Genomic DNA, 14,323 nt, shown 5'->3' on the forward strand with positions numbered 1-14,323 from the left:
CGGCCTCTCAGGGCCGTCTCGGCCGTCCTCCCGTTCCGCCCCCGAGTCGCCGGTTGCGGTCGAGCGAGTGCGACGAGAGGCGGAAAAACAAAGGGGTTCACTTGAGTTATCGGGGGGGTGTGATGCACGTAGCGTGTTATAGCAGACAATAGCCTCAGTTCCTTTGCCATAACATTGCCAAAAGCATCCGCATCGTGAGATTCTTGACCTGTACACGTCGGGAACGGGCGTCGACTAACGCCCGCGCAATTAGCACACTCACTGACTCTTGTCACGGCTACCGTAAGTGACAATCCTCTGCCACCCGTCGCCTTCGGATCGCCCGTGAACGTCGACACGGGCCCCGCTGCCGTCAGCGCACACGCTCTGTGATCGTTTCCCCGCTTCCGACGGCTCGTGAGGGCTTGCGGCTCTGTGCGGCTCTCTAACGGCCTAGCGGGGGTTCAGTGTCTCCAACTACCGGAACGGGCTCAGAGGCGCCACAGGGGGCCGTGGAGCGCCGTCCTGCCGCCAGCCTCCGTCAGAGCCCTCCTCCGCCCCCCGCCTCGGCGCTCTTCGACGTCGGGAAGGGCAGTCTGGCCAGAGTGTCAAATTACGACCCCTCTACAAGACTTCTTAGGAGTCACGGGTGAAGAAGGTTTCCCAGATGGGGGTCAATTGGACCAGCTTGGGCATAACCCCAGCTCAGACCCCATGCATTCTGACCGGCCAATTGGACCAGCGTCCGGCGGAGGCGGGGGAGGCCGACGACACCAACCCGGCAATAGCCCCGTAACGGACATGGGCAGTGTCAAACTGGCCGGAGTTTGTCCAGCCCCCGCGAGACGTCAGGACAGCACGAAGGGCCACCCCTGACGCTCCAGGAATGGCCCTTGATCACTACGCGTCACTACACAGCTGCACGCATGGCGCGCACAACCTCCTGCGTCTGCACCCCACACGGTCCGCACAGCGGCTGCCAGGTTCCGTCGACGTCCGCGGGCTCCGTGATGCAGTCCTCGAAGCACCACGCGCAGCCGGCCGCTTCCCCCCGGCAGTCGGCGCAGAACACCTCTCCGCGCTCGTTTCTGACGGTGGCTATCGTCTGCACCTGGCCGCATGCCTCACAGCATGCCGTCAGACACACGCCCTGCGGGGCGAACGTCGGGACGCCGTAGGCTACGGCCTCCGCTGAGAGCGTCAGGGCTACCGGGTCCATGTTCGGAAGGTTCGCGTCGTCCAGGGTGGGACCGGCCACGCATACGGCCGCGAAGTCGAGCACCGAGAGCGCGTCATGTGTAGCGATGGTGACCGCGCATCCAAGCTGATCGCACAAATCGAACCCGAGCGATCGCAGGTCGTCCCGCTCCACGTCGGTGGCGACGGGGCCGACGAGCAGAACGCTTGCGGGGGTGGTGATGACGTCTGCCATGATGACTCCTGAAGTTCTGACGTCGGCCCCGTGCTCTGCCAAGATCCGCGGGGCCTTCGTTGTGTCCGCCGTTGGGTGGTTGACCACCTGAAGAGTGACACACACTTGCGGGGTGGTCAACCACCCTGGCAAGCTGACGTCATGGCCAACCAACACAAGCACCCTGTGCGCGGACTCCGCGGCATCGACGACGAGCTATGGCGTGACTTCGACACCGCCACCATGACGGCCGGCAGCGACCGATCAGCAGTGCTTCGACGGTTCATGGAGTACTACGTCAGGCGGGCGGGTGCAACGCTGCCTGAGCGGCCACCAGCGGCGCACTGAGCGCCAACGACGGAGCCCCCACCGGATGGCCAGTGGGGGCTCTGCTGTGACGTCAGAAGGGCTACAGGGCTTCCTGAGCGGTCACGTCCTCCAGCGCGTCTAGCTCTGGATCAATCCTGCGGTCAATCTCGACGCGTTCGGGCTCCCATTGCCGGCGAGTGGACGGCCCTACGTCGGCCCTGACGTCAAGAGAGAGCAGCAACAGCCGCCGCTCTGCGACGTCACGCGCTGCCCACTCCTCCGCCACGGTGCGCCCCGTCGGGACCCACTCCCACCGGTCCCGCACAACGGGTTCCGCAGACAGTTCCTCCAAGGCTTCCTGCCGGGAGTTGAGCTGCGTCAGTACCGCAGCCTTCGCAGCGCCACGCAGGCCGACAAGCGACGCCGCCAGCTCTTCGATATCGGCGTTCAGCTCAGCCATTGCCCCGGATCGGTCGCCCGACCCGCCCACACGGACCCGCTCAGTGAACTGGAACGCTCCGAGCTTCGTCAGTAGCCATTCCTCTACGAGCGATTCCAGCTTCCCAGCGGAGATCGTCACGCCGGGACAGATGCCCGACTCACGAACCGTCGGTTCCTTGGCTGCCCTGCATGAGTAGATGCTGGCGTCCCGCTCCCCATAGACACGGGTGTTGTAGTACATCCCTTCGTCGCAGCGCGGGCACCAAGCGACATGAAGGAGCAACGTAGCTTTACGACGGGGCCGGCGTGGGTCAACGGCTGCCGCATCCAACGCACGCTGAAGCGAGAACCATTCCTCGTCGGTGAGTAGCGCGGGGCCTACCCTTACGGGCGCTCCTGTGGCATCCCTGACGGCCCGCCGGTCAGACCGCTTGCCCACTACCCGGATACCGCGGAGTACTTCACTTCGTAGGTGCGTGTGCAGCGCTGAGTAGGTCCACTTCGCGTAGCCCGGAGCAGGGGGCGGAAGAGCCCCCCGGGCGGCACGGCGCTGATCCTGGGGAGACAGCACGCCTGTCCGGTTGAGCCTGTCAGCTTCACTCGACAGGGTGACACCTGCGCTGACGCGCCGGACCACCTCCCGGAGTACCTCTGCGGTATCCGGTTCGACCTCCAGCCGCTTGCCCCCCGCTCCATCGGGAACGATCCGAAAGCCGTAAGGCGCAGCGCCTCCGAGCCACCGGCCCGCACGTCGGAGCTCCACCCGTGAGCGCAGGATGCGCCCCTGGATCAACTCGCGCTCCATCTGCGCGAAGGCAACCATGATGGTGGTCACGAAGCGCCCGTAAGGGCTCGTCAGGTCTACCTGCCCCTGTACGTCGACGAGCGTCGTACCGCCCGTGTCCAACGTTTCGACGAGCCCCGCAAAGTGGCTGGTTTGGCGGGTGAATCTGTCGATGCTGCGCGCAATGACGACGTCGATATGGTGCAGCTCGGAAAGGATCACGCCGAACCCCGGACGGTCATCCGGTCGGATGGAGCCGGACACACCTACGTCATAGGTCACTAGGACGACATCCCAGTTACGCAGGCGTGCGAGTGTGCGGCCGTCGTCTTCCTGCGTCGCGATGCTTGTGGAGTCCTCTGCGTCGCGGGACAGTCTCGTCATGACGGCCGCGCGTAGCCGCCCGTTGACCTGGGGCTTCCCCCACCCCGCCTCGTACTTCGCCACAAGCGCGTCTGATCGCTGCTCGGGTAGCAATACCCCTCCCCTGTCTCGTTCAGTATGTACCCCCTCCTGGCGGCCCGTGCAGCAGCAGGTGATGGGCGCCCGTCGCCGCGATCTCGAGTGCGGTGCGGGCGGCCTGCTGCCCGGCCACGTCGGCCAGGTCGGGGCCTTGGCCGTGCAGGCCGGACGCGGCAAGGCCGGCGCCCGTACCAGCGCCCGGCAGCATCAGTCCGGCCAGTATGGAATCCGGTCGGCCGTCCACCGGCGCCTCGTCGCCGGGAACCGGTTCACCGGTCAGTACGGCGATGAGCTGCCCCAGGCTCCTCACCCCCAGGACCGAGATTCCCGGCACCAGGGCGGCCTCCCCCACGGTCTGTTCGGGCACCACGACCTGGCGGTACCCCGCCTCCGCCGCCGCCAGCACGGCAGGCAGGATTCCGCGCACCGGCCTGACCCGGCCGTCGAGTCCCAGCTCGCCGATGAGTACCAGGTCGGCGATCTCGCCGGGCGGGATCCGCTCGGCTGCGCCCAGCACCGCGCAGGCCACGGCGAGGTCGAAGCCGCTTCCGCTCTTGGGCACGGAGGCCGGGCTCAGTCCGACGGTGAGTTTCTTCTGCGGCCATTCGGCTCCGGAGTTGACCACGGCGGCCCTGACCCGGTCCCGGCTCTCCACCAGGCTCTTGTCCGGCAGACCCACCAGCGTGAAGGCGGCTACGCCCGGCTCCAGATCGGCCTGGACCTCCACCACCACACCGTCGACGCCCAATAGCGCCACCGAGCACGCACGGGCGAAGCCCATCAGGCCACCCCCCGCGCGTGCTCGACCAGCGGCGCCCCGCGGTTCGGCAGCAATACCCCGACCAGGTCGATGCGGACACCGCCCGGCGGTGGACCACCGTGACTGTCGACCCAGCGCTGGGCGAGATGTCTGAGCCGCTCCGCCTTGATCGGTGTGACTGCCGCCATCGGGTGCTCGAAGCGACCGTCCCTGCGGGTTTTCACCTCACAGACGACCAGCGCGTCGCCGTCCCACGCGACGATGTCGATCTCGCCCGCCCTGCAGCGCCAGTTCCGCTCGACGACGGTCATTCCGGCCTCGGCCAGCTTCCGTGCCGCCAGTCCTTCGCCGTACCGCCCGAGTGCCCCCCGTGCGTTCATTTCGGCACCACCTCCGGTACCGACAGTGACGCCTGAACTCCCGCCCCGTGGATCTTGGTGGACTACCCGTCGGTTGTGGACAACTCAGCCACCCGGAAGCTCGAGGTCGCTCTTGTTGAGCTCTTCGATGTTCACGTCCTTGAACGTGAGCACGCGGACCTGCTTCACGAACCTGGCCGGTCTGTACATGTCCCAGACCCAGGCATCTGCCATCGAGACCTCGAAGAAGACCTCGCCCTGTACCGAGTGCACTTGCATCTCATAGTCGTTGGTGAGATAGAAACGTCGCTCGGTCTCGATCACGTATTTGAACAAACCGACGACGTCGCGGTACTCCCGGTAGAGCTTCAGCTCCATCTCGGTCTCGTACTTCTCGAGGTCCTCGGCACTCATGGCATGTTCCCCTTCAGCCGCGCGTCCCCCCATTGTGCTCCGGTCCCGTACGCCCCTAGGCGATTTCCGGGGTCAGGACCACCGGTGCAGCCGGGGGACCCTCGTCGAGCAGCGTGCGGAGCAGCCCGGCGAGCCTGGTCGGATACACCGTCTCACGCGCTGCGGACAGTTCGGCGGAGGTCCACCACCTCAGCCCCGCGACACTGCGCTGTTCCAGGCTCGTCAGGCCGTCCATGACGGTCGCCGTCTCGGTGGTTCGCGCGAGAAAGTACCATTCGTCCTGATTCCAGCGCCGCCCGTCGAACGGGAACGAGCAGAGCCGCTTCCACAGCACGGGGCCGAGGTCGATACCGGCGATGCCGGTCTCCTCCCGCACCTCACGCAGCGCCGCCTCCTCGCGGCTCTCACCCGCCTCCACGCCACCGCCCGGTGTGAACCACCAGGTGCGCGACGGATCAGCGGGCTCGAACCCGTTCATCAGAAGAATGCGGTCGTCCGGGTCGAGAAGGATCACCCGCGCAACCTTGCGCAGCTCACCGGGGAGAGAGACGGGGTGACTGCCCGGCGGCTGTCCTGGCTCGTCAGCGGACACCGGCGAGAGTCTTCTTCCGCCCCGTTACCCGCGCCAGGGGGCCGTAGAGCGAGCCGCCGAGGATCAGCACGACACCGAGCAGGATCGCCCCCACCACCAGCCTCAGCGGCCCGGGCTCGGAGACACCGCCCGGCAGTGCGGCGAAACCCTTCGGGCGCTCCATCACCCCGCCGCGCAGCGGCCAGGCAATGGCATCCACCCGTGCGGACACCGTCGAGAGCGGTACCGAACCGTGCTCGGCGTCCTGGAGGTGCACTCGTGAGTCCATCGAGTTGGTGCGCTCGTCGCCGAGCACGAACAACTGCCCATCAGGCACCTTCGACGAGAAGTTGGTCGCCGAAGCACGCCCCTTGGCCAGCGGATTGTTCTGCAGATACGGCTCGGCGATCCCCTTGCCGTTCACCGTCAGCCGGCCCTGGGAGTTGCAGCAGGCGACCTCGTCGCCGCCGAGTCCGACCACCCGCTTCACCATGGGCATGTCGCCCCACTGGGGGTCCTTGAAGATCACCACGTCGCCGCGGCGCACCTCGTTGCTGTCTATTCGCTGCGCGAGGACCCGGTCCCCCACCTTGACGGTCGGGGTCATCGAGTCCGTCGGCACGGTGTACGGCTTGTACTCCACCACTCCCCAGGCGAACCCGCCGAGAAAGAGCACACAGCCGATGGCCACGGCCAGGCCCGACAACGTGTTGCCGAGCCGGCCGCGGCCATCGCTCGTACGTACTGTTCCGCTCATCGCAGCGTTCACCCACACATCGGAGATCGACATCTGGGAGGGCACCTTACCCGGCAGTACGCCTGCGGGACAGCTTCTGCCTACGACGGAGCACGATCGGCAGTGCCCCGGCGAATCCGAGGGCTCCGGGACCCATCGCCGCAGCGGCGCTGATGCCCGGCTGATCGAAGGTTCCGGGGATGCCCAGCCAGGACCAGCGGTCGATGGGCCAGGCCACCGTGAAGGCCCGCCCGACCACCTTGTTGACGGAGACGGTGCCGCCGCCGGGCAGGTTCTGGTGGTACCGGGAGTCAAGCGAATCCTGACGATGGTCACCCATCACCCAGATCCGGCCCTTCGGGACGTGGATCGGCCCGAACGGCTGGTCGTCGCAGGGAGTGTTGCCCGGGTAGATGTACGACTTCTCGGAGAGTGCCTTGCCATTGACCACGACCGGCCCTCCCTTCTTGCACTCCACGGTGTCCCCGCCGACCGCGATGACCCGCTTGATCAGGTCCTTCTCGTTGGCCGACGGCATCAGACCGATGAAGCTGAGAAATTTCTGAGCCACATTCGGATCCGGCGTGGGCTCACCCTCGAGCCAGCCGCCCGGATCGTGGAAGACCACGACCTCGCCGCGCTCCGGCTCGGCACCGAACCACGGGGTCAGTTTGTCGACCAGGACCCGGTCTCCCACCAGCAGGGTGTTCTGCATCGACTCCGAGGGAATCGAGAACGCCTGCACCAGGAAGGTCTTGATCAGCAGGGCGAGGACCAGCGCGATGCCGATGAGGATCGGCAGTTCCTTCCAGAACGAACGCTGGTTCTTGTTGTTCCTGCCGCTCCGGCCGTCCCGGTCATCGCCGTCCCCGTCCGGGCCACCGGCTCCGCCGTGTCCGCCGGACCTGCCGGGCGCACCGACATCGGAGGCCTCGTTCCCTGTGCCACCAACGGGCGATCCGGGCCGGTCCTCCGGCTCGTCGTGTCCGGATCGCGCACCGACCGCCACGTCCCCCACATCCACTCCTCACTCCGTGTTGTCGCCTGCTCCGTACCAGGCGCAGGCCCACCACTCCCATAACGAGCGGGAGTTCCGCAGGAGTCGGGAACCGGCCGGTTCCGTGCCGATCCTGGAAAGCCAGACTATTCGACTCATCAGGTACCGCCGAGCCACCACCCGTTCCGGCTGCCACCGATGAGAAGGTCTTCGGCTCCTCCAGGCGGCTGAAGTGGTTGAAGGGCCAGGCGATGACCTCCGCACGGCCGATCACCCCGTCCACCGACACCGTGCCCTGGAAGGCCTCGCTCAGATGGAAGCGTGAGTCGGCCGAATTGGACCGGTGGTCTCCCATCACGAAGACCCTGCCGATCGGGACCTTGACCTCGAACCTCAGCTTCGACGGCGGATTCCCCGGATGCAGATACGGCTCGTCGAGGGGGACGCCGTTGACGGTGACTCTGCCGTTGGTGTCACAGCACTTCACGGTGTCCCCGCCGACACCGATCACCCGCTTGATCAGATCCTGTTCGTCGTTCGAGGGCAGCAGCCCGATGAAGGTGAGTCCCTCCTTGAGCTGCTTGACGCCGACCGGATCGTCGCCCGTCTGCTGCTCCTCGGGCGGCAGCCAGTGGCCGGGGTCCTTGAAGACCACGACATCACCGCGGTGCGGCTGCCAGCCGAACCAGGGGGTGAGCTTGTCGACCAGCACCCGGTCGCCGATCCGGATCGTCTCTTCCATCGAGCCCGAGGGGATCACGAAGGCCTGCACCAGGAAGGTCTTGAGCACCAGGGCTATCAGCAGCGCCACAACGATCAGCAGCGGGACCTCCTTCACCGCCGACCTGCGCCGCCGCCGTTTGACCCGGCGCGCGAGTTTCCGTCGCTCGGCGCGGGTCGGCAGGGATCTCACGCCCGTCGTCCGGGTGCCCGTGGGCAGCCTCTCGTCGCCCAGCTGTTCCGTTCGTGTGCGCCCCCGGTTACCCATGCGAGCCACCGGCTGCCGGCACCTGCGCGAAGGCTCCGGCCGGGGGCAGCGATGACCAGTGGGCGAACGGCCAGGCGATCCAGCCGGCCCGCCCGATGACTCTGTCCAAGGGGACCGTTCCGCCGCCCGGCTCGCCCAGGTGGTCACGGGAGTCGCTGGAACGGGACCGGTGATCGCCCATGACCCAGAGCGTCCCGTCGGGCACGACGATGTCGAATGGCACCTCCGACGGAGGGTTGCCCGGGTACAGATACTCCTCGCGCACCGGCCGACCGTTCACTTCGAGTCTCCCCCGCTTGTCGCAGCAGACCACATGATCGCCACCCACTCCCACCACGCGCTTGATGTAGTCGGTATCCGCGGGCTCGGCCAGTCCCAGAGCCGCTGCCGCCCCGCGCAGTGCGTGGGTGACGGGGTTCCGCGACGGAGCCTGCTGCACAAAGGATCCGGTGCCGTCGAACACGATGACGTCGCCACGGCGTGGCACCGAGCCGAAACGGTACGCCAATTTGTTCACCAGCAACCGGTCACCCACCCGGAGGGTGGGTTCCATGGAGCCGCTGGGGATCAGGAACGGCTGCATCACGTAGTGGCTCAGCAGCAGGAGGAAAACGGCGCAGACCACGGCCAGCAGCCCTGCCCTGCGCCACGGCCCCCCGGCGAAGGCGGCGAAACGCATGGAGCGCGACCCCTTGCCCTCACCGGACGTGTCCGGTTCGGGAGAGAGGCCGCGCTCCATGTGCTGTGCTTCGGTGTCCATCGGGGCCAGAGTTTATCCGGCCACCCTGTGGACTCAGTTGTCGCGCTTCTCCTTGATCTTCGCGGCCTTGCCGCGCAGCTCACGGAGGAAGTACAGCTTCGCGCGGCGGACGTCACCGCGGGAGACCAGCTCGATTTTCTCGAAGATCGGGCTGTTCACCGGGAAGGTGCGCTCGACGCCGACGGAGAAGGAGACCTTGCGGACCGTGAAGGTCTCGCTGACGCCCGCACCCTGGCGGCGGATGACTACACCCTTGAACTGCTGGATACGCGAGCGGTTGCCCTCGATCACGCGGACGTGAACGTTGACGGTGTCACCCGGGCGGAAGGCAGGAAGGTCGCTCCGCAGGGATGCGGCGTTGACGTCGTTGAGCAGGCTGGACATGATCTTCTGCTTTCTTCGCCGATGCCACAGGTCATCGACGGAATCATTGTGATGAGTTCGGGAGCTGATCGCGTCGGACGGTCGTCGTTCCCCCTGTGGCAGGGGCGCACGCCGGACGTACAGCAGCGGCTTATTCTTCCACGGCTCCGGGCTCTCGCCCAAATCGTCCGCCGTCCCCCTGCTTCCAGCCCAGGATGGAGAGCATCTCGCGGTCCTTCTTGCCGAACGACGCGGGGTCGCTGCGTTCCAGCAGATCCGGCCTGTTGAGGTCCGTGCGGCGGAAGGCCTCGTCCCGTCGCCAGCGGGCGATTTTGCCGTGATGGCCGCTGAGCAGAACGTCCGGGACTCCGCGGCCGCGCCACTCGGGCGGCTTGGTGTAGACCGGGCCTTCGAGGAGGTCGGCCATGGCGCCGGTCGCGAAGGAGTCGTCGCGATGGGACTCGGCGTTGCCGAGCACGCCGGGCAGCAGCCGGGCCACGGCCTCCGTCATCACCAGCACTGCGGCCTCGCCGCCGGCCAGCACATAGTCCCCGATGGAGAGCTCGTACACCGGCATCCGGGTCGCGTACTCGTCGAAGACGCGCCGGTCGATGCCCTCGTACCTGGCCGGGGTGAAGATCAGCCAGGGGCGCTCGGAGAGTTCGACCGCGATCCGCTGTGTGAAGGGGCGTCCGCTGGGGGTGGGCACGACCAGCACGGGCTCGCCGGCCCCCGCCTCGTATCCGGCTGCGAGCACGTCGTCCAGCGCCTCACCCCAGGGCTCGGTCTTCATGACCATGCCGGGGCCTCCGCCGTACGGGGTGTCATCGACCGTGTTGTGCCGGTCGTGAGTCCACTCGCGCAGGTCGTGCACATGCACGTCGAGCCGGCCACGCGCGCGCGCCTTGCCCACCAGCGAGACGTCCAGTGGGTCCAGGTACTCCGGAAAGATCGTGACGACGTCGAGCCGCATCAGTCCTCGTCCCTGCTGGAGACGGTCTCGGCCTGGCTCTCGTCGATCAGTCCGGGAGGCGGGTCGATGACGGCCCGCTGCTCCTGAAGGTCGATCGATGTGACGATCTCCTCGACGAACGGGATCATGACCTCGCTGCCGTCCGGACGCTCCACGATGAAAAGGTCCTGCGAGGGCAGATGGGTGATCTCGGTGATCCGGCCGACCTCGGTGCCGTCGGCGAGCACCACGTCGAGGTCCATCAGCTGATGGTCGTAGTACTCATCGGGATCCTCCGGCGCCTGCTCCGGGTCGACCTCGGCGATCAGCAGGATGTTACGGAGGGCCTCCGCTCCGGTGCGGTCCTTGACCCCCGCGAAGCGCAGCAGCAGCCGGCCGCTGTGCACCCGGCCGGTTTCGATGGTCAGAGGCCCCGCCGACGCCGGTTCGGTGGCGAGTACGGCACCGGGCCCGAGCCGCAGCTCCGGCTCGTCCGTGCGTACCTCGACGGTGACTTCGCCCTTGATGCCATGGGCGCGGCCGATCCGCGCGACTACCAGCTGCACCTGTGTTTACTCCTGTCGTGTGCCTACGGCATGACCGCGTAGACGACTACGGGCCGGGGACGGCTCGTAAGCCCTCCCCGGCCCGAGCCGGTGTTCAACTTCTGCTCAGCGGACCTGGTCCACGTCGACGAGGTCGACGCGGATGCCACGGCCGCCGATGGCGCCTACGACGGTGCGCAGGGCACGCGCGGTGCGGCCGTTGCGGCCGATCACCTTACCGAGGTCGTCGGGATGCACCCGAACCTCCAGCACCTGCCCGCGACGCAGGTTGCGCGAGGCGACCTGCACGTCGTCGGGGTTGTCGACGATGCCCTTCACGAGGTGCTCGAGAGCCTCCTCGAGCATGCTCAGGCCTCGGTCGGCTCGGTGGACTCAGCAGCCGGGGCCGCCTCGTCCGCCTTCTTCTCGGCCTTCTTCGCCTTGGGGGTGATGGCCTCACCCTTCGGCTCGTCGCCCTCGATGGACTTGGCGAAAGCCTCGAACGCGGCGCGCTTGTCGACCTTCGGCTCCGGCTGCAGCAGCGGCGCGGGGGCCGGAAGGCCCTTGTGCGCCTGCCAGTCACCGGTGAGCTTCAGGATCGCCATGACGGGCTCGGTCGGCTGGGCGCCGACGGACAGCCAGTACTGCGCACGCTCCGAGTTGACCTCGATACGCGACGGGTTCTGCACCGGGTGGTACAGGCCGATCTCCTCGATGGCCCGGCCATCACGGCGGGTACGGGAGTCGGCGACGACGATGCGGTAGTGAGGCGAACGGATCTTGCCCAGACGCTTCAGCTTGATCTTGACTGCCACGGAAGTGGTGTCTCCTGGTCTTGACGTGGTTGGGCACAACGGGATGCCACGTGGGGTTGCGGTACTCGGGTGCCCGATGGACGCGTCAGCCGGAGGACGAGAGGGTTCCTGTGCGGCCGTCGAGTACAGCTGTCCATTGTGCCATACGTCCACAGCAGTCGGTGACCGGCCACCGCTTCACCGTCCGGCGGCCCCGGGCTCCGTGAGCCCGGGCCCGGAGGCGTCGCACGGTCCTGCTGGAGTCAGCCGGCGGCGGCCACCGCCTCCGGGATGCGGAAGGCATTGCCGCAGCCGCCGCAGACGATGGGCGCCTGGGCCAGCACAGAGGGAACGACCCGGACGTTGCGTCCGCAGTCACAGACCGCCTTGACCCGCACACCGCCGCCGGACGAGCCGTGCCGGGCGGCCGGCCCCCGGAAGGAGCGCTTGGTGTCGGCGGCGGTGGCCACCGTGTGCGCCTTCAGGGCGCGCTGCAGCCGCTCGATGGTCGGGCGGTATCTGCGCTTCGCCTCCGGGTTGAGCGCGACCAGCGAGAACCCGCTGCTGGGATGCGGCTCCTCCGGGTGGTCAAGGCCCATTTCCTCCGCGATGGCCAGGAATCGGCGGTTGTGGTAGCGGCCGGCTCGGGAGGTGTCGCGGACACCTCGCGCTGCGGCGATGCCGTGGACTGCCTCATGGAGCAGTCGCTCGAAGGAGAGTTCAGCGCCGCATGCGGACGAGGACTCACCGATCAGGGACTCGGGCGCGGCAAGATCGGGCAGCTCGGGGTGGTACCGCTGAATGTCGGCCCACGCCTGCGCCAGTTCTGCGGCGAGGACAGTTGGTGTCGTGCTCACGTCGTACACAACGAGCCGGGGTGCCGCTGTGTTCCTATTCCGGGGCATCCCAAATAATTTGCACGTACCCGTCAGTTGCCATTGATGCGTCCGGACGAGGGCGGGTGCGCTGATCTGCGGAGAAGCCTCACAGCTCACACCAAGGTGGTACGTAGGGTTGTGTACGCCCCGGCGCGTAGGCACGGCTCCCGCGCCGGTACGAGGCCTTCCCGTCGATGCGCAAGGGGCGTTCCGGCCGAATCGGCGGGCCCCGGTTCAGTAGGCACGGGCTACCAAGGCGACCGTACCCGGCGCGTCATCCGTCTCGGGCACCGCCCCGTCCTCCGCGACCAGGCACCTGACGGACACCGACTTTCCGGCGAGTTCGGCCTCGCCCGCCGGACCGACGGTGGCCCACGGGATACGCGCCCATCCGCCGGCCTTCGCGACATCGGCGGCTTCCCCGATGGTCGTGACGTCGCTGGTCAGGGACTCCCGGCGCTCTCGGGACTCCTTCAGCAGCAGCCCCTGGGCCTCCTCGAGCACGGCGGGCAGCAGCCCGGGCAGATCCTCGATCCGCACGGTCTCCTTGCCGCCCGGAGCCTGCGGATCCACCACCCTGCGGACCAGCATCACCGTGCCTGCCTCCAGATCCCGCGGGCCGATCTCGATGCGCACCGGCACGCCCTTGAGCTCCCAGTCCACCGCCCGGCGGCCGAAGGGAACGTCGGTGCGGCTGTCGACCTGGGCGCGGATTCCCGCGGTCCGCAGGGCGTCACCGATCTCCTGTGCCCTGGCCACCGCCTCGTCACCCTTGATGGCGACGACCACGGCCTGGACGGCCGCAAGCCGGGGCGGCACCCGCAGACCGCTGTCGTCGCCGTGCGACATGATCAGTCCGCCGACCATGCGGGTCGAGACTCCCCACGATGTCTGCCAGACAAGTTCCTGATGTCCGTCCTTCGACAGATACCGGGTGTGGAAGGCGTTGGCGAAGTTGGTGCCGAGTTCGTGGCTCGTCCCCATCTGAAGGGCCTTGCCGTCTCCCATCATCCCCTCGAGCGTGAGGGTGTTGATCGCCCCGGCGAAGCGCTCACTCGGGGTCTTGCGGCCGAGCACGACATCGATTCCCAGCACATTGATCATGAAGTCGGCATAGACGTTCCGGTGGATGTGCGCGGCGAAATCCCTGGCCCCGGCGCGGTCCGCGTGCGCGGTGTGCCCTTCCTGCCACAGGAATTCAGTCGTTCGCAGGAACACCCTCGGCCTCATCTCCCAACGGACCACATTGGCCCACTGATTGATGAGCAGGGGGAGGTCACGGTAGCTCTGGACCCATTTCGAGAAGTATTCATTGATGATCGTCTCGGAGGTGGGCCGCACCACGACCGGCTCGTCGAGTTCCCTGCCGCCTCCCTGGGTGACCACCGCGAGCTCGGGCGCGAAGCCCTCGACGTGCTGAGCTTCACGACTCAGGTAAGACTGGGGGATGAGGAGCGGGAAGTAGGCGTTCTGAGCGCCCGCGTGCTTGATGCGGACGTCCAGCTCCTGCTGCATCCGCTCCCACAGCCCGTAGCCGTACGGACGGATGACCATGGTGCCGCGCACCGGGCCGTTGTCCGCGAGTTCGGCCTTGTTGATCAGGTCCTGGTACCAGCGGGGAAAGTCGACCGCACGGGGCGTGAGAACGGGAGCCTTGGACATGGCGCGAATCGTACGGCCGGCGCCCCCGGGAGCGTGTGCATTTTCTTTTCCGGGGGCGCACGGCCTGGGCGCGTGAACCAACCGTACAAGCATTGCCTCACCCACCCCTGGACTTGAGCGCGGATGCGGAGTTCTCTGGCATACGAGGAGAGTGCGCG

16 protein-coding genes and 2 pseudogenes are annotated in these 14,323 nt (G+C 67.3%); 1 reads left to right on the plus strand and 17 read right to left on the minus strand.

The features are described from left to right. Nucleotides 1–889 precede the first annotated feature (889 nt). The gene (locus OHS16_RS07655; protein WP_328536423.1) at nt 890–1,411 is read right to left on the minus strand and encodes a hypothetical protein; all 522 of its coding nucleotides are present in this window, start codon (nt 1,409–1,411) and stop codon (nt 890–892) included. 141 nt (nt 1,412–1,552) lie between these two features. Here OHS16_RS07655 and OHS16_RS07660 point away from each other — a divergent pair, with 141 nt between their 5' ends. Continuing rightward, entirely contained in the window at nt 1,553–1,738 is a 186-nt protein-coding gene (locus tag OHS16_RS07660) for a hypothetical protein (protein WP_328536424.1), read from the plus strand. Nucleotides 1,739–1,799: 61 nt separating this feature from the next. Here the strand turns inward: OHS16_RS07660 and OHS16_RS07665 are convergent, their stop codons facing one another. The 16 genes and pseudogenes from OHS16_RS07665 to proS all read right to left on the minus strand — a co-directional run bounded on the left by OHS16_RS07665 (nt 1,800) and on the right by proS (nt 14,165). Continuing rightward, nucleotides 1,800–3,371, minus strand: a complete 1,572-nt coding sequence (locus OHS16_RS07665; RefSeq protein WP_328536425.1) for a recombinase family protein — start codon at nt 3,369–3,371, stop codon at nt 1,800–1,802. A 58-nt stretch (nt 3,372–3,429) separates the two neighbouring features. Then, nucleotides 3,430–4,167: pseudogene (locus tag OHS16_RS07670) on the minus strand (magnesium chelatase domain-containing protein); the annotation flags it as partial. Then, on the minus strand, nt 4,167–4,526 hold the full coding sequence (locus tag OHS16_RS07675; RefSeq protein WP_328536426.1) for a YraN family protein: 360 nt from the start codon (nt 4,524–4,526) through the stop codon (nt 4,167–4,169). The pseudogene OHS16_RS07670 and the gene OHS16_RS07675, both read right to left, overlap by 1 nt. A gap of 84 nt (nt 4,527–4,610) precedes the next feature. Further along, nucleotides 4,611–4,919 (minus strand): DUF2469 domain-containing protein, encoded by a 309-nt coding sequence (locus OHS16_RS07680; protein WP_003965949.1) that lies wholly within the window; start codon nt 4,917–4,919, stop codon nt 4,611–4,613. Nucleotides 4,920–4,974: 55 nt separating this feature from the next. After that, nucleotides 4,975–5,511, minus strand: a complete 537-nt coding sequence (locus OHS16_RS07685; protein WP_328536427.1) for an NUDIX hydrolase — start codon at nt 5,509–5,511, stop codon at nt 4,975–4,977. Further along, nucleotides 5,501–6,247, minus strand: coding sequence for a signal peptidase I (gene lepB, locus OHS16_RS07690; protein ID WP_328536428.1), 747 nt, complete (start codon nt 6,245–6,247; stop codon nt 5,501–5,503). The genes OHS16_RS07685 and lepB (OHS16_RS07690) overlap by 11 nt, the downstream gene beginning before the upstream one ends. Nucleotides 6,248–6,293: 46 nt before the next feature. Beyond that, the gene (gene lepB / locus OHS16_RS07695; RefSeq protein ID WP_328540751.1) at nt 6,294–7,235 is read right to left on the minus strand and encodes a signal peptidase I; all 942 of its coding nucleotides are present in this window, start codon (nt 7,233–7,235) and stop codon (nt 6,294–6,296) included. Further along, a pseudogene (gene lepB / locus OHS16_RS07700) lies at nt 7,156–8,211 on the minus strand (signal peptidase I); the annotation flags it as partial. The pseudogene lepB (OHS16_RS07700) and the gene lepB (OHS16_RS07695), both read right to left, overlap by 80 nt. Beyond that, on the minus strand, nt 8,204–8,971 hold the full coding sequence (gene lepB / locus OHS16_RS07705) for a signal peptidase I (RefSeq protein WP_328536429.1): 768 nt from the start codon (nt 8,969–8,971) through the stop codon (nt 8,204–8,206). The gene lepB (OHS16_RS07705) and the pseudogene lepB (OHS16_RS07700), both read right to left, overlap by 8 nt. Nucleotides 8,972–9,004: 33 nt before the next feature. Beyond that, on the minus strand, nt 9,005–9,355 hold the full coding sequence (gene rplS / locus OHS16_RS07710) for a 50S ribosomal protein L19 (protein WP_328536430.1): 351 nt from the start codon (nt 9,353–9,355) through the stop codon (nt 9,005–9,007). Nucleotides 9,356–9,485: 130 nt separating this feature from the next. Continuing rightward, nucleotides 9,486–10,307, minus strand: a complete 822-nt coding sequence (gene trmD / locus OHS16_RS07715) for a tRNA (guanosine(37)-N1)-methyltransferase TrmD (RefSeq protein WP_328536431.1) — start codon at nt 10,305–10,307, stop codon at nt 9,486–9,488. After that, the gene (gene rimM, locus OHS16_RS07720) at nt 10,307–10,852 is read right to left on the minus strand and encodes a ribosome maturation factor RimM (protein WP_328536432.1); all 546 of its coding nucleotides are present in this window, start codon (nt 10,850–10,852) and stop codon (nt 10,307–10,309) included. The genes trmD and rimM overlap by 1 nt, the downstream gene beginning before the upstream one ends. A gap of 105 nt (nt 10,853–10,957) precedes the next feature. Continuing rightward, nucleotides 10,958–11,197: an RNA-binding protein gene (locus tag OHS16_RS07725; RefSeq protein WP_007266827.1), complete on the minus strand. Its 240-nt coding sequence runs from the start codon at nt 11,195–11,197 to the stop codon at nt 10,958–10,960. A 2-nt stretch (nt 11,198–11,199) separates the two neighbouring features. Then, complete coding sequence (gene rpsP, locus OHS16_RS07730) at nt 11,200–11,646, minus strand: 30S ribosomal protein S16 (protein WP_328536433.1); 447 nt, start codon at nt 11,644–11,646, stop codon at nt 11,200–11,202. 242 nt (nt 11,647–11,888) lie between these two features. Next, entirely contained in the window at nt 11,889–12,482 is a 594-nt protein-coding gene (locus tag OHS16_RS07735) for a hypothetical protein (protein WP_328536434.1), read from the minus strand. Nucleotides 12,483–12,737: 255 nt separating this feature from the next. Next, a complete protein-coding gene (proS, locus tag OHS16_RS07740; protein ID WP_328536435.1) occupies nt 12,738–14,165 on the minus strand; it encodes a proline--tRNA ligase in 1,428 nt (475 codons plus the stop codon). Nucleotides 14,166–14,323 lie beyond the last annotated feature (158 nt).

The sequence above is a fragment of the Streptomyces sp. NBC_00344 genome (assembly GCF_036088315.1).
Classification (GTDB): domain Bacteria; phylum Actinomycetota; class Actinomycetes; order Streptomycetales; family Streptomycetaceae; genus Streptomyces.

Excerpts from the sequence above, each read along its gene's own strand:
- OHS16_RS07680 (WP_003965949.1), bottom strand. The coding sequence starts at position 4,919 with ATGAGTGCCGAGGACCTCGAGAAGTACGAGACCGAGATGGAGCTGAAG.
- lepB (WP_328536429.1), bottom strand. The coding sequence starts at position 8,971 with ATGGACACCGAAGCACAGCACATGGAGCGCGGCCTCTCTCCCGAACCG.
- OHS16_RS07660 (WP_328536424.1), top strand. The coding sequence starts at position 1,553 with ATGGCCAACCAACACAAGCACCCTGTGCGCGGACTCCGCGGCATCGAC.
- OHS16_RS07725 (WP_007266827.1), bottom strand. The coding sequence starts at position 11,197 with ATGCTCGAGGAGGCTCTCGAGCACCTCGTGAAGGGCATCGTCGACAAC.
- OHS16_RS07655 (WP_328536423.1), bottom strand. The coding sequence starts at position 1,411 with ATGGCAGACGTCATCACCACCCCCGCAAGCGTTCTGCTCGTCGGCCCC.
- trmD (WP_328536431.1), bottom strand. The coding sequence starts at position 10,307 with ATGCGGCTCGACGTCGTCACGATCTTTCCGGAGTACCTGGACCCACTG.
- rplS (WP_328536430.1), bottom strand. The coding sequence starts at position 9,355 with ATGTCCAGCCTGCTCAACGACGTCAACGCCGCATCCCTGCGGAGCGAC.
- lepB (WP_328536428.1), bottom strand. The coding sequence starts at position 6,247 with ATGAGCGGAACAGTACGTACGAGCGATGGCCGCGGCCGGCTCGGCAAC.
- OHS16_RS07675 (WP_328536426.1), bottom strand. The coding sequence starts at position 4,526 with ATGAACGCACGGGGGGCACTCGGGCGGTACGGCGAAGGACTGGCGGCA.
- proS (WP_328536435.1), bottom strand. The coding sequence starts at position 14,165 with ATGTCCAAGGCTCCCGTTCTCACGCCCCGTGCGGTCGACTTTCCCCGC.